Here is a 19,659-nt window from a genome sequence, read left to right on the forward strand (position 1 = left end):
GTGGCGTCAACAACTGTGGCGCCAACTCCGACTCCGACATCTCCAAGTCTCTTCCAGTTCGCCCAACCGAATTACACGGTGGCTGAAGGCGGCGTGGCGACGATTAACGTTACTCGCACCGGTGGCACGGCGGCTGCATCGATTAACTACCAGACTCTTGACGGTTCGGCAAGTTCAGCAGGCACAGCAGCAGATTACACTTCGGCGACGGGGCTGTTGAATTTTGCAGCGGGGCAAACAACCGCTAGTTTCACCGTGCCGACTTTGACTGATGCGATTTCGGAATCGGCGGAAACGCTGAATTTGGTGCTTTTCGGTGGCAATGTCAGTAATCCGTCAATTTTGACGATTAATGATGTGGTGTCAACTGGGACAACGGTAACTCCGACGCCAACTGGGACAACGGTAACTCCGACGCCAACTGGGACAACGGTAACTCCGACGCCAACTGGGACGACGCCTACGGCGGCAACGACCGTTCCAAACTATTTCTTCGGTGCGGCTAATTACAGCGTCACCGAGGGCAGCAGTGCGCCGATTACCATCTTTCGCGGTGGCAACGTTTCGGCACCGAGTGCGATTACGTTCAGCACGGGTGGCGGTAGTGCTAAGTCTACGGGTTCTCAAGTGGATTACTCCAGTGTGTTTCTAACGGTCAATTTTGCAGCCGGACAAACTAGCGCACAAGTTCCGGTTCTAACTGCAAATGACCCTCTCACGGAGCCTACTGAAACGGTGGGTTTGTTCTTGAGTGGTGGCAGTGTGGCTAGTCCGTCAGTGGCAGTTTTGAGCATTATTGATAATACTCCTGTGCCTCCGCCTTCCTTCTCTTACGGTCAGTCTACTGTTTCTATTCTTGATAATACTTCGGGAACTGTGACAATTAATCGGACTGGCAATACTTCGGTTTCGGCTTCGGTCGACTATTTCATTCTTCCTGATCCTATTGGACCTGCATACAGCACAGACTACACCATTATCAGTCCAGTTGGTGGGACTCCTAGTGGAGGGACGGTTAGCTTTATTCCCGGTCAAACTAGCGTTAGTCTGACGATTAACAATAATCTAGGTTTGATGGGTGGAAACGTGAGTTTTGGCTTTGGCCCAGGTGCGAATATCGGCACTCAGCCAGGTGTTGACATTACTCTGATTTAAGGCTGTTAGTAGGGCGAGGAATCCTTGCTCTACTAATATCTCCCGCAAGTAGTTAAATGCTTTTTATCAGTCTGATTCCTCACTACAGCTTTTTTCAAGAAAGCGAGGTACGCGGGTAAAATCTTCCCTAGCTTAACAGCAGCGAGCATTGTCACCCAATTACTGACTTTCGTTCGGGTAGTGCGCGAGACAACAACAAAGTTAGCAATGTCAGGCAAGACAGGATTCCCTTGCAAGGAGGCCATACCAATTTAATGTGAAGTTGCACATATCTCGATCCCCCTAAATCCCCCTTAATACGGGGGACGAAAGATCGGAATCTTGTCCCCCCCGGACGCCGGGGGCTAGGGGGGATCGGATTGTACGGGGCCTCATAAAAAATTGGTATTAATCCTTAATTTGTTGATAAGCTTGCTGACACTGTTCAAAGGTTGAGGCGTCAGCTTCCGCATTCCCAAAATATAGTTGCTCGTGTATTCTTATCAAAGTTTCGTAAGGCACCGGCTGGGGTAATTGCTGGATTAATTGCAAATATTCGCCATCAGTGCGGCTGGGTTGGTCAACCGCGGTTCCCGCATTATTTAACCGCTGCAACATCGCCATGTAAAGACAGCGGCAAGCTTGGCGGTATTTGCCTTGTTGCTGCAATTTTTGCGATCGCAACAACCACTCTGCTACGGACAAATCTTTAATTGTTTGTTTCGCACTTCCATCAGTTGTTTGATTCTTCTTTTTGAAATTATGAATATAAAAACGTAACAGTTGCTAAATCTGCCAACTCGCCCAGACGGCGAGCAATGCTAAAATTAACCAAAAGGTGGCTTTAGCGATCGCCCCCAAGATGGGGGAATCAAACCAAGATGGCAATTTCACATTCGGTATATTTGGGGCAGTTTTTAGTTGCCGCCACTCCTGCAATCGCTGTTGCCCGTGTCCTAATTGCCAACCCAAATTAGTTTTATCAAAGGAACTTTCAGACATAACTTTACATCAATTCGTAGATTTTTGACTACGGAGTGGAATTTTTTTATTATATCATTATCCCCAAATCTCCGACTTCTTAAAGAAATCTGGGATAATAGAGCGCGATCGCATTTTACGTTTGATTCGGTTGACTTAAATGCCGAGTTATTGTCCCTAATCCAAATCGTCGCGCGATCGAAAATCGCATTTGAGTGATATTCTTCTAAAGCAGCGATCGTCCAACCGCTTGAACTCAGTTTTATTACCACAGAGATAAGTTTATTGTCAACTGTTTATAGATCCCAAATTGATTTTATTGAATTTTCCTTATTCCTCAAATCCGTTAAATCCCGATTCAGTGCGCGTTGCCGAACTGCCTTATGCCATAACTTTTGGGATACTTAACAGCCTCATAAGAAAATTTATAAAGATTTACAAAAAAAACGTGTCAGAATGAAGACAATAAGGTAATGGGTAACAGACAAGGAGGCACTGATGGTAGCGCTGACTGAACGAGTCCAACGCAGATTGACGGTGGAAAAAGTCGAAATTGCCTCTGATACAACGGCAATTCGATGCCTGGACTGGGATAGAGACCGCTTTGACATCGAATTCGGACTCAAAAACGGTACAACTTACAACTCATTCATCATTCGCGGTGAAAAAACAGCCCTCGTCGATACCTCGCACGAGAAGTTTCGCCAGCAATACATGGAAATTCTGACGGGGGAAATTGACCCGAAAGAGATTGACTATCTAATTATCAGCCACACCGAACCAGACCACAGCGGTTTAGTCAAAGACGTGCTGGCGCTGGCACCCCAAGCAATTGTCGTGGGGGCGAAAGTAGCAATTCAATTTTTAGAAAACCTTGTACACCAACCATTTGAGCGATTGGTGGTCAAAAACGGGGACAAACTAGATTTAGGAAACGGTCACATTATCGAATTTGTATCGGCCCCAAACTTGCACTGGCCCGATACTATTTTCAGCTACGACAGCAAAACTCAAGTGCTGTTCACCTGCGACGCTTTCGGGATGCACTACTGTACCGACAGCACCTTCGATGACGATTTAGCAGCAGTTGAGGAAGATTACCACTTTTATTATGAGTGTTTGATGGCTCCCAATGCTCGATCGGTACTCGCTGCGATGAAGCGGATGGCAGAGTTGGGAGAAATCGGTACAATTGCGACCGGTCACGGCCCGCTGCTGCGGCACAATGTGGTGGAACTTACCGGACGCTACAAAAAGTGGAGCCAAGCGCAAGCTAAGGCAGAAACCACTGTAGCGGTATTTTACACTTCCGACTACGGATTTAGCGATCGACTCAGCCAAGCGATCGCCCACGGTATCACCAAAACTGGTGTTGCTGTGGAAATGATGGATTTGAGAATCGCCGACTTGCAAGAAGCCCGCGAACTTGTCGGTAATGCTGCCGGCATCGTAATTTGTTCGCCGCCGAGTAGTGGTACTGCTGCTGCGAATGCCGAAGCTGCCATTAACACAATTTTAGTTGCGGCTAACAACAAACAATCTTTCGGTTTGTGCGAATCCGGCGGTGGCGATGACGTATCTATTTACCCGCTGCGAAACAAGTTCAAAGAGTTGGGTTTAAAAGAAGCATTTCCCAACATTTTAATTAAAGAAACGCCGACAGAAGCGAGTTATCAACTTTGCGACGAAGCCGGCACCGACTTGGGACAGTGGCTGACGCGGGACAAAGCTGTCAAACAGATGAAATCCCTCGACAGCGACCTCGATAAAGCCTTGGGACGAATCAGCGGCGGACTGTACATCATCACCGCCCAAAAAGGCGATGTTAGCGGTGCGATGCTGGCTTCTTGGGTAACTCAAGCTAGCTTTAAACCGCTGGGTTTAACAATAGCAGTTGCGAAGGATCGGGCGATTGAATCGATGATGCACGCGGGAGATAAATTTGTTCTCAACGTGCTCGAAGAAGGCAATTATCAAACTTTGATGAGGCACTTCTTAAAGCGTTTTGCTCCTGGTGCCGATCGATTTGCGGGAGTTAAAACTCAACCAGCAACGAACGGTTCTCCCATTCTGACAGATGCTTTGGCTTACATGGAATGCGAAGTAGTGAGCCGGATGGAACTTTCGGATCATCATATCGTATATGCGATCGTCGATAGCGGCCGCGTATCCAATCCCGATGCACTGCCGGCAGTTCACCACCGCAAAGTGGGAAATCACTATTAGGAAGTCAGTTGACGGTTGACCCTTCGACTACGCTCAGGGTGACGCAGTTGACGGTTGACTGTTGACTGTTGGCAGTTGTCAGGTGCAAAGGGGAAATTCAACGATATATTGATTGACTGTCTGAGTCAACACACCCCAAACGTATTAGTAAGGTGCGTCAGCCGATGTTTTATTCGACTTCATCATCGACTATCTACTGACGCACCCTACAATTACAGTCCAAGACACAATTGGCTACGCAAAAACTCTCAACTTTGGGTGCTTGTGGCGCACCTTACCCGGTTCTGGGTGTTGGGTGCGCCACAAGCAGCAAACCGGGCAAACAGTTGTCATTTAGACTCCATTTTAACTAGGGGAATTGCCAATGCCTGCCAATCTTTTAGAAGACCGAGATTACACAATTATTATTGCCAGAAGTGATGCCAGCAGAAACCCTCAACATCCTTGGTACGAGGAGTGGGTAGAAGCACAGGCATCTCTGATCGACTTAGCAAAAAAATGTCAGGAATTTGACAGCGACGGCATCACCCTTTACGAAGCTTCTACTCCTATGTGGAAGTATAAAAATTCAAATGTTGCCCGGTTAGCTGAAATTTTGCAGCGACAAAATACGGAACCGGATTCAGAAAACCCGACTGCCAATAATTTGGAAGAAGCTCTGAAAGCAACTTTTAACGATTATTTCGCAAGCAAACCAAATCCCACAGGGAAGAACGGAGCAATAATTGTTGCAGTCCTAGATCAAAAACCAGAAAATACCGCTGCTGTCGCTGAAATTATTGTAAGTGCGGCCAATAAAATAGAGCAAGATGAAGAAATTGGAGTGAGCTTTATCCAAATTGGGGATGATTTGAAAACCAGGGAATTTCTGACTGACCTGGATACCAATTTACAGGGTCGAGGCGCAAGGTTTGACATTGTAGATACCAAGTTTTGGCACGAAATCAAAAGAAGTTCAGTAGTTCAGTTTCTCATAGGTGCAATAAATGACTAACACTTTGACTCCTAGACTCGCATCTGATGCCAAACCCCGCGACGTGCAGTTTATCCCGATCGCACTCGATACTTTTATTCTGCGATCGCGCACTTGGGACAGACTCAAATTTGAAGTCGAGTATTCCCTGCAAAAGGGTACGACAGCCAATAGCTATATTATTCAAGCCGACAAAACTGCTTTGTTCGACCCGCCCGGGGAATCTTTTACTCAAAACTACCTGGAATTTTTGCAGCAACGGGTGGACTTGACCAAGCTGGATTACGTGATTTTGGGGCATTTCAACGCTAACAGGTCAGTAACAATTAAAGCTCTGTTAGAACTAGCTCCAGAAGTAGCTTTTGTTTGCACTAATCCCGCCGCAATTAGTTTACGAGCCGCTTTTCCCGATCAAGAATTAAACATTATGATCGTTCGGGGAGAAGAAACTCTCAACTTAGGAAAAGGTCACGCCTTAAAATTCATCGCGACTCCAACTCCTCGCTGGCCAGATCAACTTTGCACCTACGATCCGCACACTCGAATCGTGTTCACGGACAAACTATTTGGAGCTCACGTTTGCGGCGACCAAGTATTCGATGAAGGGTGGAGCGTTTACAGCGAAGACCGGCGCTATTATTACGATTCCCTGCACGCATCTCAGGCAAAACAAGTGCTGACCGCAATGGATAAATTCGCCGATTTACCAGCAGCATTTTATGCTCCCGGTCACGGCCCGATCGTCCGTTACGGTCTTAATGAACTCAGCAATTTGTATCGCGAATGGAGCCAGCAACAAAATTCCAAAGACTTGACAGTTGCTTTGATTTATGCTTCTGCTTACGGAAATACGGCTACTTTAGCGCAGGCGATCGCCAAAGGAATTACGAAAGCCGGCGTTGGGGTGGAAAGTATCAACTGCGAATTTGCCGAACCGGGAGAAATTAAAGAGGCGATAGAGAAATGCGCGGGATTTATCATCGGAACTCCCACGCTAGCAGGACACGCTCCGACGCAAATTCAAACAGCTTTGGGAATTGTTTTATCTACAGCAACTAAGAGCAAATTAGCGGGGGTTTTCGGTTCTTTTGGCTGGAGTGGAGAGGCGATCGACTTAGTGGAAAACAAACTGAAAGATGCTGGCTATCGAATTGGATTTGAGCCGATTCGAGCAAAATTTACGCCGACGGCGGCGACGATTCACGAGTGCAAAGAAGCGGGAACGGATTTTGCTCAAGCTTTGATTCGATCGCAAAAATTGCGGGCACCGAAACCGCAGTTAGCAGCGGGTAGCGATCGCACTGAACAAGCCGTAGGGAGACTCGTTGGTTCGCTGTGCGTACTCTCGGCGAAGCGGGGGGACGTTAGCAGTGCGATGCTGGCTTCCTGGGTGTCGCAAGCAACGTTTAATCCGCCCGGTGTGACGATTGCGGTGGCCAAAGATCGATCGATCGAAGCTTTGATGTATGCCGGAGATAAGTTTGTGCTCAACATCTTAGCCGAAGGGCGACAGTTGCGGAAGTATTTCATGAAAAACTTTGCTCCCGGAGAAGACAGATTTGCGGGAGTCGAAACAATGGAAGCTAGCAACGGCTGTCCGGTTTTGACTGATGCTTTAGCTTATCTGGAATGCGAAGTGATAAGTCGGATGGAATGTGGCGATCACTGGATAGTTTATGCAGCGGTTGAAAACGGTCATTTGCTGAAAAATGACGGGGTGACAGCGGTGCATTACCGGAAATCTGGGAGTCATTATTAAGGCAGAAGGCATTCGTCAGAAGGCAGAACTTTTCAATCTGACTTCTGACTGCTAACTGCTGAGTAAAGTTTGCTCTCCAGCTCAGAAATATGCAATCATAAAATAACTGATAACTTGGATAGAGCGTGAGTCAACCAGACAAACTGCTAGCTAAAATCTTACTTGGTAATACCGACGCCAATATACCCTTTGCTCAACTTTGCCAACTTTTACGCAGACTCGGCTTTGAGGAACGGATTCGCGGCAGTCACCACATATTTATTTGCTAAAGATGGTGTTGAAGAAATCCTAAATCTTCAACCCAAAGGCTCGCAAGCCAAAGCCTATCAAGTCAGGCAAATTCGTGAGGTAATTCTCAAACACCAACGAGGAGGTGAAAACGATGCTTCGCTATGAAATTATCCTCTACTGGAGTCAAGAAGACCAAGCATTTATTGCCGAAGTGCCGGAATTACCCAGATGCGCTGCGGATGGCGAAACTTATCAAGAAGCACTACAAAATATCCAGATTGTTATGCAGGAGTGGATTGAAACGGCTGAGGAATTGGGGCCTTATATTCCTCAACCGAAAGCTCGCTTAATTTCGGCTTAGTTTAATAGGAATTTAACTCGTTACCAGGAATAGCTTGGGGACGAGTAATCAAGAAGGTAGCTTACTTTTCGTCACCAGTCTTTTCCGGCCACAAATAAATAGCGCCAGAAATCAAAGTTAAAGCCACAGAAATCCAAAAAGCAATTAATGCGGGAAAATTCCACGCTTCAGACAGAGGAGCAATTAAAAGTGCGATCGCCACAATCTGACTCACCGTCTTCAATTTGCCCCAAATATTAGCTCCCGAAATCGTAGTTTTATTAACACGCCACCCCGCAATCGTCAACTCCCTGCCCAAAATCAAAAATACTCCCCAAGCCGGGACTCGACCCAACTCAATCAACACTAAAAGTGGCGCGAGAACCAACAATTTATCCACCAAAGGATCGAGAAACTTACCCAAATCGGTAATTTGATTCAGCTTCCTAGCCAAATAGCCGTCCAGCCAATCAGTAGCCGCAGCTACTACAAAAATTGCGGTGCAAATCCAGCGGCTTTGCGCGCTTGGGTCGTACAAACCGTAGAGCAGGAAAGGTACTCCCAGCAAGCGAGAAAAAGTAATCAAATTAGGCAAATTCATAATAGATAGGACTAAGGCCAACTGGAAAATTACACAAAGGTATGTAGCTGCGCTTTAGCGCTCTTAGCTTAGGAAAGAGCGCCCAAGTGCAACTACATACCTAAAATTTAACCCTATTTGTGACAGTTGGCCTTAGTCCTAATAGAAAGAAGTTCGGCAACGAAACAGTTTAAGGGATTTAATGAATTTAACCTATCTCAGGAAGAAGTCAGAAGTCGATCTCGCAATTCATTAACTGTCGATCCAGTTCTATGATATAATCTCGACCGTAAGATTGATTTTCTAATCCTTGTACCAGATTTTCTGGCAGGTCTTGGGCAATTTCACTGCTACAGGAACCAGCAGCTAAAGCAATAGTTGCTACTGTATCCACATCTCCCGAAAATGCAATGCAATCTTGAAGCAGTTTGCTCATAGTATCATTTCGCATGACAGCAGTAATAGCTGCTCTGACACAGACCAAACCTTTAGCGCTGACTTCTCCTTGCCAAGGTATCGACCATTCACCAGCGACGTGCCTTTCTAGAAAATTCCCCAAATTTTTCTTTAAACCTAGCTGATAAATAAAGTAATGGGACATCAAAGCTGCGGCTATAGCTGCTTTAATGCCATCGGGAGTGTTGTGAGTAATTGCAGCTTGAATGGTAGCATTTTCGATGACTTTTTCAACAGTCGGAAAAATGCCAATTGGGCCGGCTCGCATCGCCGATCCGCTTTTATCGCTAGCGGAGTGAATTTTTTCTAAAAATTCTTTTCCGTCTTGAACTTGCAGCAAAAAAGTGTAAAATTTGCCAGCATAACCAAATCGCCGATCGCGGTGAAAAGCTGCAACAAACTTGGTGGCTAAAAGTTCCGGTGTCCAAGGTTCTCGGCTGACGATAGCTTCTGCGACGGCTAAACTCATCTGCGTATCGTCGGTATAACATCCAGGCTGGATGTCGTGACGGGGATGCTTGATGTACCCGTTGAGATTGTTGTACAATGCGATCGTCTGCTGGTCAACAAATTCAAAACCAGCACCATAAGCGTCACCAATCGCTAATTCTATTAACATATATTTAATCCGTTTCCTACTATTTCATCCCCTGTTTTTTCCTCAAATTTAAAATCCCAAAACACCCCAAAACAGCAAGTCTATTAACACGCGCCGTTTTTCCTCAACACCACCCAAATTGTTTTGCAAATCAGAGTGATGTCGTAGACAACAGACCATTTGCGCTGATAGTCGAGATCCATGAGTACAATCTCGTCAAAGTCTTTAACTCCAGACCGTCCGTTGACTTGCCACTCCCCAGTCATACCGGGTTTGACATTCAAACGCTGCCAGTGGAACTCGTCATAGGCAGCAACTTCATCAGGAGTTGGCGGCCGAGTTCCCACCAAACTCATGTCGCCGACTAACACGTTCCAGAATTGAGGCAACTCGTCCAAACTCGTGCACCGCAAGAAGCGGCCGACGCGCGTAATTCGCGGGTCATTTTCATTCTTAAAAATGTGACCCTTGGCTTGGTTCCTAACTAAATGTTTGAGGTTTTCTGCACCGACAACCATCGATCGAAATTTCCACATTCTGAAAAGCCGCCCTTTGCAGCCGCAGCGGACTTGACTGTAGAGCAGCGGGCCCGGATTGTCCCACAGCATCGCCACGGCCACCGGCACCGCCACCACTGCAGCAATTGCCAGTCCCAGCAGCGAGCCCAAAATATCGATCGCCCGCTTGACCTTGCTCCTTACGGATCGGTGAACCGAATTTTTTGATACACAATCTTTGTAAGTAGATTCTTGAAAAAATAAGAATCGCATTTCGGATAATACTGATGATTTCGACGAGGCACCCATGGGAAATTTCATTTGATTTGTCTCAACTTTAACGAGATCCCACGTCCATCTTATTAGCCATCCCAAATCTGCAGAACCTGAAATGCTGAGCTTTGCACAATCTTTAAAAAGCAACAACACTTTTATAAAGTTTCTGTGTATTTTTTATAAAAACGTATAAACTTTAGGTAAACTTAAGTACATTTACATAAAAAACTAAGTCCTAGACGCAAAAAAATCGGTTTCTGCTAGGAATCTTCTGGGAAGATAGGAAGGATTCAACTGAGAAACCGATTTTTTGCCGTTTAGCGATAAATATCGGTGCGAACATCCCAAGCCAGTGTTAGCGGCTCTAACAATTTTTGCTGGCTGCTAGAAGCGAGTTTGCCTAAATATTCGCGAACAACAGAGGCCTGTTCGAGATTCAAACGATAACCCCGTGAGACATCTTCAAAGAAAAGCGGCTCGGCCAAAATTGCTTCCCAATCGGGATTTTGTCTCGACTCCTCGGCCAACAGCATGAAATCCTCCTCCGTAGGCACAACTCCCGCCGGCAAATTTCCTTCCAAAATCCGCAAAATGCGGGGTTCGCAGGTGCGGGTATTCACGCCCTGGCGTTCCAACAACTGCAAAATTTCCTGAAAGCTCAGAGTTTCCTCACCCAAAACCTGCATTAATTCCCACAGCAGAAAAAAGTCGCTGTACTGCTGCTGCGACACACCCAAAATTTGAGGGTAGAGAGCCAAACTCGCCAACCCGCAGGCAACGCGACCAATTTTTTGGGAAAAATTGGTACTTTGAGATACAGAATTTAATGTAGAATTTTGAATCTCAAAAATATCTCGATCAACCTGCAATTCCTGGTCTTGAACGACGATCGCATTGGGCAGCTTCTGCCGCAACCAGCGGGTGATCGCAGGCCAAGCACCCATACCTCCTGCACAAATCGCCTGATTAATCCCCACCGGCGACATTCCGGCGCGGCTGAGCAAAGCATTCAATTCGCGGTTCAACTGCTGCACAAAAGGCACTAAAACTAGACTTTCAAAATCTTTGCGCTTCACATCCCAATGGTGCTCGTCAATATCCAAAACAAAACTTTTTTGATGTTGCAAAATAACTTTTATTTGCCTTGCCGCCTCTAACAATTGCAGGCCAAAAGCAGAACCTTGTAACCGCTGCTGCAATTGATAGCGGCTCGGCAAATCTGGATGCCCCGGACGTGGCAAATCGATCGACATTCCCCAAGTTTCATTTTTAGCCAACAACTGACAGATAATATCCTGATCAAAAGCATCGCCAGCAAAAGCAAAACTGTGGCAAGTAAAATTAGCACGAGTTAAATCTTGAAGATTGGATGGCAACTCAACTAAAGCTAATTCCACCGTCGCCGCCCCCGCATTCAAAATCAAAGTTCCCCCGCTAAAAGATGAAGCATTCACACTCAGCGGTGCAGCTTCTTCAGCGTCCTTAGCAGAATCCGCGGCTGAGGACTCGACTTCCATACCATTTTTCACAGGAGTTACAGCAGCAAGCAAAGTGGCGATCGCATCTTCCACCACAAAAATTTGCGAACTCGAAGCCACCAGAGACGCGCCCAAAACAGCCTCCCGCAGATTAAACCGATAAACATCCGACCAACCGGCCGGAGTCCCCAAAATTACACCCCGCAAGTCTAAAAGCGCCGCATCGAGAGTTTCTGGCGTCAGTCCCAAAGCCCTACAGATTAAATTAGAAACTGGCAATCCTGCAACATTCGCCCTTGGTGCAGAATCCAAACTTTCCCCTGATTCGGCAAATTTTTGCCCCTGCTTCCTCGGATTCAAAGTTGCCAGCAGTGCCCGCACACCTTGCAGGGGCAAGGCGATCGAAAAAGCCTGCAAGGGCGACCACTGCAACAGCGGTTCGTACATCCCAGCAGCCTCCCGCTGATAAGGAATGCCCACCTTTAAAGGCAATTTAAAATTTTCCAATAAAAATTCTCCTGCAGCCAAAGCCTGGGGTCGGAGTCCCACCGACTTGACTGTCACCTCTGATTCTCGGCTTCCTGGGGCTGTTTCCGTCAGCACCGCAGCCGAGGGAATCCGAAAGCTGGCGTCTGCTGGCCAAGGCCAAGCCTCAGCCTGCGATGCTTCCCAGTAAATCGGGTGCAACTGGCCGCTGGTGCGATCGAGCAAAGCAGCAGACAGGCCGCTGGAACCGAAATCAATGCCCAAATACCAGCTATAATTCCGGCGTTCTGGGGATGGGGCGATCGCACCTGCTGCAGAATGCCCAGCCCAGTCTTGCTGCTGTGTCCCGGCAAACTCGCTAAACTCGGTTTTTCCCTCAACAATTCCTGCTTTACTCTCTGTCGAAATTAGGTTTTTTTTTTACTTTCTGGAGGACTCGATCGCAGTTCGTTAGTTTCGACAGTTTCTGGAGGGGGAGAATCAGTCAAAGATCGATCGGTCTCGGTCAAACTAGCCAAAATCTCGTCTAGCGTCAAATTCGAGCCGTCTTCCTCCGCAAACAAATCATCCTCAAGTTCGTTTTCCAAAACAAAGGGTTCATCATCAGACGAGAGTTCCAACACATCGGAGAACAAATCCTCCAGCGTGCCGAGTTCTTCCTCTGCCACCTCCGCAAAGGGATTTTTTGCACCGCCCTCATCGGGGGAACTCGCGGATAAATCGAAGCTGTTAGCGGCTGAGAAATTCGATCGCCGGGAGCTAGTATTTTCCAATCCCTCCAGATTGTAGAGGTCTGCCTCCAACAGTTCCAGAGTATTGTTGTCCAAATTAAGAGCTCGATCGAGGTCATCTTCTAATGCCTCAACCGGCAGCAAATCCTCGTCCGGCGAAGCTTGGATATACCCATCATCAAGGCGCTGCGAGGATGAGTCGAACTCACCAGTTTGAACATCGCCGACACTTGGCACATGGGGCGTGGCAGTGGGGCGGTGAGGGCTAATTTCTACAGGCGTTCTCAACGGCAAAGCTGCTGATTGAGGCACTGTAGCGCCGAACTGCTCGCTGAGGTTTTGACCCGTTTCTAGATTTTCTCGATCGTCCGCGTCAATTTGCACCTCAGCAGTTGAGGGTGATGCTTCTGAAACTTGAGGTCCTGTTACCACTGGCGGTTCAAATAAATCGGCCATATCTAAAGTGAGAGAGTCTACAGAATTACCCATTACAAATTCTGAATCTTCATCTACTAAAATCTCTTCCCGAGATTCGCCTTCATCCAGCAGATTTACAAACAAACTTTCGGTCATTTTTAGCGATTCGGCAGTTCCCTTATCCGTCGCTGCTGGATATTCTACACCTTCACTTTTTTTCTCAACAGTATCGTCTACCGGAAAACTTTCGGCTTGTAATTCTACTTCAGGAACCGATTCTCCGGCGAACAAACTTGCATACAAATCCTCAATTTCTTCGTCTGTTTCTGTTAACCTATTGTCCGACTCGCCGCCCGTAAACCGAGTTGCATTTCGAGATATTTCTGGGGTAGAACCCAACAAATTATCTTCCAACTTTGGGAGCAAAATTGGGGCTTGAATGCGGTCGCGGTCGCGCCTCAACTGTCTGAATTGTGGAGAAATTTCTGTACCCGCGTAGGGCAATCTGTCTTGTTCTCCGAATTCGCCCGTGCGAATTTCCTGCACCGAGTCTCCCGTCAGAGTCTCAGCAGTATTTGAAAGGGCGGGAGCGACAGGAGATTGATCGGCTGCTGTTGGGGTGACGGTTTCGAGATTATTTGCTAAATCGATCGGCTGTTGAACGTAGGAAGACGCTTCTCGCCCCAACTGTGAGGCCAAGTGGTTGACCAAAGCGGCGAACATCGCCTCGCTCTGCTGGCTCAAACCGTACATATTTTCGAGTTCTTGTCTCAAGGAAGCTTGATAGCTTTGCACATTTGCTTGCAAAGCCTCGAACACGATAGCCATCCTAGAATCGAGACTCATCAGCAGACTGTCAGCATGAGATTGGAACAGTTGCATTTGCTCCAACCTTTGAGCCGGCGTCAGCAGCGGGTGTTCTTCTGAGGTTTGTCGGTTAAGTGTTACGTCCATAGCCGATTGTTCATCAGGCGCACTGCCCAAAGAGTATGGTGCTGCGCTGCTTTGCAATAACTGATTTTCTAGCGAACTTAGAATTTGGGAGAAATCGCTAGTCAAGGTTTCTTCCAAGCGGGCAGTCAGTACCTGCAAGAATTCAGCAATGATTTGCTGTTGGTTGGCTTGTTGCTGAGCTAGGGATTGTTGCTGCTGCCGTTTTGCTTCTAGCTGTTTGATTTCTTGAACTAGAGCTTGCTGCTCTTGCCGCAGAGCTTCTATGTCCTCTTGGAGCGGCCCTGTCAGGCTTGAACGCAGGTGGCTGATTTCTCCGGTTACGGCAAGCATGATTTGCTCTGCGGCTGAGGGGCGAGAGGCGGGCAGAGGCACTTTGGGAACTGGAACTGGTTGCGGGGGCACATTTGGGCGGGCGGGGGCCTTTGCGACCGTTAGCTTTGAGTCTGAGGAAACCAGATAAGCGCGAACTCGCTCTAAAAGTTGGCGCTGGTGGACAGTATCAAGAGAACCCGTCCAAGGCAAGCGGGGTGCGGGCTTGCTGAGTACCTCGTCTATCTCAGCAATCAGTGCTTGAATTTTGTACTTCTGAGAATTCAAGGGCGGAACCTCTGGGAATGCGGCTTGGGAGAAACTTTACCGAAAAAAGATTGAAGTCAGGTGGCAGCGATGCCAATAGATAGAATAATCTGAATGCGAGTCCGTCAATCGATTTTAGATTTTAGATTTTAGATTAAAAAATTGAAGCATTGACCCCACGGATAAATTCGGGGGGCAAGTTTCTCGGATACAGGTTTTTTATTTCTCCGTCCTGAGTCTGCGAAGGAATGAATCCGGGGGCTTGTATCCTGAATGCGAGTCAGTCAATAATTTACTAATATTTTGTGACAACTGTTAATTAACGTTTTGTCTTCGGATAACTTCTATTGCCTTTGACATCCACCCCGGCGTAAACCCACGGGGATTCCTAAGACTCACGACTTAGGTTTCTGCTTCCGTCCCCTAGGGGATTTCGCACCAGCCTTAACAGATTTACTCTGTTCTGGTCTTACGGTCGCTCCACAGACTGACACGGCAAGCCCTGCCGCCCAAATGTTCTTTGCCGCGTTGATGTCTCGGTTATGGTGCGTCCCGCAATTAAGGCAATCCCATTCCCGGATATTCAACGGCATCTTGTCAACGATATGTCCGCAATTACCACACCGTTTTGAACTCGGAAACCATCGGTCAATCTTAATTAAAGTACGACCGTACCAATCGCACTTGTAGTCAAGTTGTCTGACTAATTCCCCCCAACTTGCATCACTTATAGAAGCGGCAAGTTTGGGGTTTTTGACCATATTCTTCACAGCTAGGTCTTCTACGGCGATGGTTTGGTTTTCACGCACCAACCGCGTTGTTAGCTTATGAAGATTATCTTTCCTTGCATCAGTGATTTCTTGATGCACTTTCGCTACTTTAAGCCGTGCTTTGTGACGGTTTTTTGACCCTTTTTGCTTGCGAATTAAAGCTTTCTGCGCTCTTCTAAGCTGGCGATATTTTGCCTTGAATCCTTTGGGATTGGCAATCTTTTCGCCAGTGCTTAGAGTGAGCAAGCTTGTAACTCCCAGGTCGATACCGACTTGATTATCTGTTTTGGGTAATGCTTCAATTTCAACATCCACCAGCAGAGAAACTGACCACCTACCTGATGGTGCAAGCTTTACGCTTAAGCTTGATGGTGTTGCACCATCAGGTAGTGTCCGACTCCAGCGAATTGGTAACGCTTCTGTGCTTTTTGCTAGGTAGACTTGTCCATCTTTGAACTTGAATGCTGACTTGGTAAATTCTGCACTACCACCATTGCGTTTCTTTTTGAAGTTAGGATATTGTGCCCGCCCATCAAAAAAGTTGGTATAAGCCGTTTGTAAATGTCTCAAGCATTGCTGCAATGGCACGCAGCTAACTTTGTTCAGAAAATCTAGTTCTTCGGTTTTCTTCCATTCGGTTAACATGGAAGAAGTCTCAGCATAGCCTACCCGTTTGTGTTCTGCGTACCAAGCTTCGGTTCTTGTGGCTAAAGCACGGTTGTAGACCAAACGAACACAACCCAAAGTACGTCGCAACAAACTTTCTTGTTCCGGCGTTGGGTAGAATCGATAGCTGAAGGCTTTGAGTGTCATGCTGACCTTAAGTAAGCTATTTCACATACTAGCATGTCTTGTGTGAAATGGTAGAGCTTAACAATAATTCATGTAAAGCCTTCCTAAAAGGACGGGGTTTGGGCCCTCCGCTTCCCTCCGCCCATTTTTTTGATGATAGGTTAGCCGGTACTTCCCCACCAAATGCCCGCTTCTATCAATTGCAAGTGCTGTCAAATTTTGCGGCTCAGGGGCGAGCGAGTTTCCCGACCCGGAGGCTGATTCCTGCTCGTAAGAGGTGCGATCCCGACGAACTTTTGCCTTCACCGGCTGGAACGGCGGGCCGCACATTGTCACCGCAAGTTTCCTTAGCATGGTGGCGCGCCACTGTCTCTTGATCTTTCACCGACTTGGAAAAAACCTCAAACAAGTTGCGATTTGGGATGCCAAGATTCGGGATTGTCCCCGTATACTAGGTTTGAGTAACCCTTTATTATAGCCTTTTATCTGTCTTCATGGCTAGATACTAATGGTACAATAATCTTGGGGTAGCAGAAAAGTTGGCTGGGAAGTAGGTGGGTTTCGCTCGCGAAGAGCGCCAGTCTTTAGGCTCGCAATGGCTGTGGATTTTGCCGATCGTGCTGACTTTTGCCAGGTTTCAGGCTTGCAGTCGGATTTGGGATCTGTCTACCGTGCTTGCAGGCTTGTGCTCGTCGATTCTGCTTTCTCGACAGCAGGGCCTAGTGACAACAAATCTCTCAGCAGTGTTAAGCTTGTCTTCGCGAAGTGTTTTCAAAGGTAATTCGATCGGCTCAGTCGTTTGCCACATTGCTAAAATTTTGTTAATAAAATTTGCTCAGTGGTATATATCTAAAAAATTATGGTATATTCTTAAGTTTCTAGCTCCCAATCAGAGCTTGAGGCTATTAATTCCCATATTGAGCCTTTGACCGCCAAACTTTAGAGGTAAAATTGCCGATTTTAGATCCTTGTTTCTCAAATCTTGAATCTCAAATCGAATGACTCGGCTGCAAGCTATTTCTAACTGCCCAGCGCAGCTCAAGCGCGTAAATTAAAATGATGGCCTCATGGAAGACCGCTTTAACACCCGAGATCCGAATTCTAATATAAATCAATTGATAGTTTCTACTCCGTTTTTTGCAGGATTACCCGATCCTGTAATCGAGAGAGCAACTCTCCACATCGTTACCCGCAGTCATCCGTCGAATCAAGTGATTTTACTCGAAAATGACTGGGGAACATCAGTGTATTTTATATTGGATGGTTGGGTGAAAATTCGCACCTACAACCTAGACGGAAAAGAAGTAACACTGAATATTTTAGGGAAAGGAGAATTATTCGGGGAAATGGCCGCGATCGAAGAAGCACCGCGATCGACAGATGTGATCACCCTAGCCCCGACACTGATCGGCAATATGCCATCTCAGGATTTTGTGCAGCTCATTCATACCGAGCCGCTAGCAGGCATTCGCCTAGCTCAACTGATGGCCCGTCGCCTGCGACAAGTCAACCGCCGCCTGCGTTTGCGAGAGTCCGACAGTACCTCGCGAGTAGCAGATATTCTCTTATTTTTGGCCGAGGGGCAAGGCAAAAAAATCCTGGAAACAGGAGGTACTGAAATACCGAACCTGCCACACAGAGAACTGAGCAGCCTCAGCGGGCTGGCTCGCGAAACAGTAACGCGAGTGCTCAGCAAGCTGGAAAAAAAAGGAACTATTCAGCGCGAACGTGACGTTTTGTGCATTCCCGACCTCCACGCCTTAGAGCGTCTGTTAGTCTAGAAGTATCAGAGTTTGCTTTTATTGAATCTAATTCAAAAGCACTCTCTGTTAACTAACTGATATTGATGATTTCCCGCAGGAGGTAAAGCTGTGAGTTTTAAGAAAATTTTCGCCGCCTTAGATGATTCTGAACTGGGCCACCGCGTCTTCACTCAAGCTTTAGAATTAGCTCTGAGCGATCGCGCCCAGGTGATGCTATTTAACTGCGTTACTATCAACACGGTGGGTCAGACGGCAGTGCCAATTCCGGTAGATTTGGGCATGAATGTCGAGTTAATGGATCAAGCTTATCAAGCTCAACGTTTGCGGCTAGAAAGGGAGGTAAAACACGCTTCGGGTTTGCTGCAAAATTACTGCGACGCCGCAGCACAAAAAGGATTGCAGGTGGAATTTGACTGCAAAATGGACGGAGATCCGGGGCATTGTATCTGTGAATCCGCCGAAAATTGGGGCGCAGATTTAATAGTGTTGGGGAGGCGTGGCCGCACGGGGTTCGCAGAAGCTTTTCTCGGCAGCGTCAGCAATTATGTCGTTCACCACGCATCTTGTTCGGTTTTCGTAATCCAGGAAGTCAAAATCGAAAAATAATGCTGCTGAAAATTTTTGCTGAGAAAATCCATCTAAAATAAGACTTGCGTTCCTACCTAAACCCGGTTTCTGCGAGCAATATTAAATTGGGCGGCGAGGCATCCAAACAGTGAAACCGGGAATCAGCCGTATCGGGCGCAAGTCACGTAAAATCTAAAATCTAAAATGTAAAATCGGGAATCAGCCGTATCGGGCGCAAGTCCCGTAAAATCTAAAATCTAAAATCTAAAATCTAAAATCGGATGAGTGATTTTTTGTCAGCAGATGCTGCGTCTAATTCGGGTAGTTCACCCAGTACAAATAACGAGCCGCCAACCGCCGATATTTCAGCAATGGCTGGCGATCGCACCAATCCCGCTCCGGGGACGCGCGCCTCGGGGGAAGCGCCTTTAAGGCTCGTAGAAACAGCATTTTTGGCAAGTACCGCTAGCTTGATTTGGCTAGTAAATTATTACTTTCCGCTGGGGCCTTTGCTGCGGGTTTTTTTCCCGATACCCATCGCCTTAGTTTACTTGCGTTGGGGCAACCGAGCAGCTTGGATGGCAGCTTTGGTATCGGGTTTGCTGCTGTCGGTACTGATGGGCCCGACGCGGAGCATTTTATACGTGATGCCTTTTGGAATTATGGGAGTGGCGCTGGGAGGACTTTGGAGGCGTAAAGCGAGTTGGTCACTCTCTATTAGTGTGGGTGCAGTAATTGGTACTGTCGGCTTCTTTTTTCGGTTTTGGCTGCTGTCCGCGTTGGTGGGTCAAGACCTCTGGGTTTACGTAACCGCCCAGGTAACAGAGATGGTGGAATGGGTTTTTGTGAAGCTGGGCTGGCTTAATGTACCGAGTTTGGACACAATTGGGGCGATCGCCGCCGGGATGATTTTGGTTAACAATATTGTCTATTTATTTGTAGTGCATTTAGTAGCTTTGCTGCTATTAGATCGTTTAGGAAATCCAATCCCGCGGCCGCCAAGCTGGGTGCAAGTTTTGATCGATTATGAAGAGTAGTTATTGGGAATTGTTGACTGTTGACTGTTGACTGTTG

18 protein-coding genes are annotated in these 19,659 nt (G+C 47.1%); 10 read left to right on the plus strand and 8 right to left on the minus strand.

Features of this window, described 5'->3' with window-relative positions; all coding sequences use genetic code 11:
- A partial coding sequence (locus QT994_RS02015) for a Calx-beta domain-containing protein (RefSeq protein ID WP_333171383.1) occupies window positions 1-1,155 on the plus strand: 1,155 nt, incomplete at its 5' end.
- A gap of 387 nt (window positions 1,156-1,542) precedes the next feature.
- Here QT994_RS02015 and QT994_RS02020 read toward each other — a convergent pair.
- Window positions 1,543-1,839 (minus strand): DUF4129 domain-containing protein, encoded by a 297-nt coding sequence (locus QT994_RS02020; RefSeq protein ID WP_333171385.1) that lies wholly within the window; start codon window positions 1,837-1,839, stop codon window positions 1,543-1,545.
- 81 nt (window positions 1,840-1,920) lie between these two features.
- A complete protein-coding gene (locus QT994_RS02025; RefSeq protein ID WP_333171387.1) occupies window positions 1,921-2,136 on the minus strand; it encodes a hypothetical protein in 216 nt (71 codons plus the stop codon).
- 477 nt (window positions 2,137-2,613) lie between these two features.
- Between QT994_RS02025 and QT994_RS02030 the strand changes: the two genes are divergently transcribed.
- The 5 genes from QT994_RS02030 (at window position 2,614) to QT994_RS02050 (ending at window position 7,665) form a co-directional block, all read left to right on the plus strand.
- On the plus strand, window positions 2,614-4,341 hold the full coding sequence (locus QT994_RS02030; RefSeq protein WP_333171389.1) for a diflavin flavoprotein: 1,728 nt from the start codon (window positions 2,614-2,616) through the stop codon (window positions 4,339-4,341).
- A gap of 364 nt (window positions 4,342-4,705) precedes the next feature.
- Window positions 4,706-5,335 carry a hypothetical protein gene (locus QT994_RS02035; RefSeq protein WP_333171391.1) on the plus strand — a complete coding sequence of 210 codons (630 nt, stop codon included), beginning with the start codon at window positions 4,706-4,708 and terminating at the stop codon, window positions 5,333-5,335.
- Window positions 5,328-7,073, plus strand: coding sequence for a diflavin flavoprotein (locus QT994_RS02040; RefSeq protein ID WP_333171393.1), 1,746 nt, complete (start codon window positions 5,328-5,330; stop codon window positions 7,071-7,073). The genes QT994_RS02035 and QT994_RS02040 overlap by 8 nt, the downstream gene beginning before the upstream one ends.
- Window positions 7,074-7,298: 225 nt before the next feature.
- Complete coding sequence (locus QT994_RS02045; protein WP_333044433.1) at window positions 7,299-7,469, plus strand: hypothetical protein; 171 nt, start codon at window positions 7,299-7,301, stop codon at window positions 7,467-7,469.
- Window positions 7,456-7,665, plus strand: a complete 210-nt coding sequence (locus QT994_RS02050) for a type II toxin-antitoxin system HicB family antitoxin (protein ID WP_333044434.1) — start codon at window positions 7,456-7,458, stop codon at window positions 7,663-7,665. Before QT994_RS02045 ends, QT994_RS02050 begins: the two co-directional genes overlap by 14 nt.
- Window positions 7,666-7,726: 61 nt before the next feature.
- On the opposite strand, the gene pgsA is transcribed toward QT994_RS02050, so the two are convergent.
- The 6 genes from pgsA to QT994_RS02080 all read right to left on the minus strand — a co-directional run bounded on the left by pgsA (window position 7,727) and on the right by QT994_RS02080 (window position 16,276).
- Entirely contained in the window at window positions 7,727-8,245 is a 519-nt protein-coding gene (gene pgsA, locus QT994_RS02055; protein WP_333171396.1) for a CDP-diacylglycerol--glycerol-3-phosphate 3-phosphatidyltransferase, read from the minus strand.
- 208 nt (window positions 8,246-8,453) lie between these two features.
- Entirely contained in the window at window positions 8,454-9,299 is an 846-nt protein-coding gene (locus QT994_RS02060) for an ADP-ribosylglycohydrolase family protein (protein ID WP_333171398.1), read from the minus strand.
- A gap of 83 nt (window positions 9,300-9,382) precedes the next feature.
- Complete coding sequence (locus QT994_RS02065; protein ID WP_333044437.1) at window positions 9,383-10,048, minus strand: sugar transferase; 666 nt, start codon at window positions 10,046-10,048, stop codon at window positions 9,383-9,385.
- Window positions 10,049-10,368: 320 nt separating this feature from the next.
- Window positions 10,369-12,279: a hypothetical protein gene (locus QT994_RS02070; RefSeq protein WP_333171400.1), complete on the minus strand. Its 1,911-nt coding sequence runs from the start codon at window positions 12,277-12,279 to the stop codon at window positions 10,369-10,371.
- Between the two features lie 143 nt (window positions 12,280-12,422).
- Complete coding sequence (locus QT994_RS02075; RefSeq protein WP_333171402.1) at window positions 12,423-14,714, minus strand: hypothetical protein; 2,292 nt, start codon at window positions 14,712-14,714, stop codon at window positions 12,423-12,425.
- Between the two features lie 374 nt (window positions 14,715-15,088).
- Entirely contained in the window at window positions 15,089-16,276 is a 1,188-nt protein-coding gene (locus QT994_RS02080) for an RNA-guided endonuclease TnpB family protein (RefSeq protein WP_333171404.1), read from the minus strand.
- Between the two features lie 47 nt (window positions 16,277-16,323).
- Here QT994_RS02080 and QT994_RS02085 point away from each other — a divergent pair, with 47 nt between their 5' ends.
- The 4 genes from QT994_RS02085 (at window position 16,324) to QT994_RS02100 (ending at window position 19,622) form a co-directional block, all read left to right on the plus strand.
- Window positions 16,324-16,632, plus strand: a complete 309-nt coding sequence (locus tag QT994_RS02085; RefSeq protein WP_333171406.1) for a hypothetical protein — start codon at window positions 16,324-16,326, stop codon at window positions 16,630-16,632.
- Window positions 16,633-17,322: 690 nt separating this feature from the next.
- Entirely contained in the window at window positions 17,323-18,036 is a 714-nt protein-coding gene (locus QT994_RS02090) for a Crp/Fnr family transcriptional regulator (RefSeq protein ID WP_333050047.1), read from the plus strand.
- Window positions 18,037-18,126: 90 nt separating this feature from the next.
- Entirely contained in the window at window positions 18,127-18,624 is a 498-nt protein-coding gene (locus QT994_RS02095; RefSeq protein ID WP_333171408.1) for a universal stress protein, read from the plus strand.
- Between the two features lie 242 nt (window positions 18,625-18,866).
- Window positions 18,867-19,622, plus strand: a complete 756-nt coding sequence (locus tag QT994_RS02100) for a DUF2232 domain-containing protein (protein ID WP_333171410.1) — start codon at window positions 18,867-18,869, stop codon at window positions 19,620-19,622.
- Window positions 19,623-19,659 lie beyond the last annotated feature (37 nt).

This window comes from Microcoleus sp. S13_B4 (genome assembly GCF_036700885.1).
Classification (GTDB): domain Bacteria; phylum Cyanobacteriota; class Cyanobacteriia; order Cyanobacteriales; family Microcoleaceae; genus Microcoleus.

Excerpts from the sequence above, each read along its gene's own strand:
- QT994_RS02025 (WP_333171387.1), bottom strand. The coding sequence starts at position 2,136 with ATGTCTGAAAGTTCCTTTGATAAAACTAATTTGGGTTGGCAATTAGGA.
- QT994_RS02100 (WP_333171410.1), top strand. The coding sequence starts at position 18,867 with ATGAGTGATTTTTTGTCAGCAGATGCTGCGTCTAATTCGGGTAGTTCA.
- pgsA (WP_333171396.1), bottom strand. The coding sequence starts at position 8,245 with ATGAATTTGCCTAATTTGATTACTTTTTCTCGCTTGCTGGGAGTACCT.
- QT994_RS02085 (WP_333171406.1), top strand. The coding sequence starts at position 16,324 with ATGGTAGAGCTTAACAATAATTCATGTAAAGCCTTCCTAAAAGGACGG.
- QT994_RS02065 (WP_333044437.1), bottom strand. The coding sequence starts at position 10,048 with ATGCGATTCTTATTTTTTCAAGAATCTACTTACAAAGATTGTGTATCA.
- QT994_RS02080 (WP_333171404.1), bottom strand. The coding sequence starts at position 16,276 with ATGACACTCAAAGCCTTCAGCTATCGATTCTACCCAACGCCGGAACAA.
- QT994_RS02050 (WP_333044434.1), top strand. The coding sequence starts at position 7,456 with ATGCTTCGCTATGAAATTATCCTCTACTGGAGTCAAGAAGACCAAGCA.
- QT994_RS02060 (WP_333171398.1), bottom strand. The coding sequence starts at position 9,299 with ATGTTAATAGAATTAGCGATTGGTGACGCTTATGGTGCTGGTTTTGAA.
- QT994_RS02090 (WP_333050047.1), top strand. The coding sequence starts at position 17,323 with ATGGAAGACCGCTTTAACACCCGAGATCCGAATTCTAATATAAATCAA.
- QT994_RS02030 (WP_333171389.1), top strand. The coding sequence starts at position 2,614 with ATGGTAGCGCTGACTGAACGAGTCCAACGCAGATTGACGGTGGAAAAA.
- QT994_RS02035 (WP_333171391.1), top strand. The coding sequence starts at position 4,706 with ATGCCTGCCAATCTTTTAGAAGACCGAGATTACACAATTATTATTGCC.
- QT994_RS02040 (WP_333171393.1), top strand. The coding sequence starts at position 5,328 with ATGACTAACACTTTGACTCCTAGACTCGCATCTGATGCCAAACCCCGC.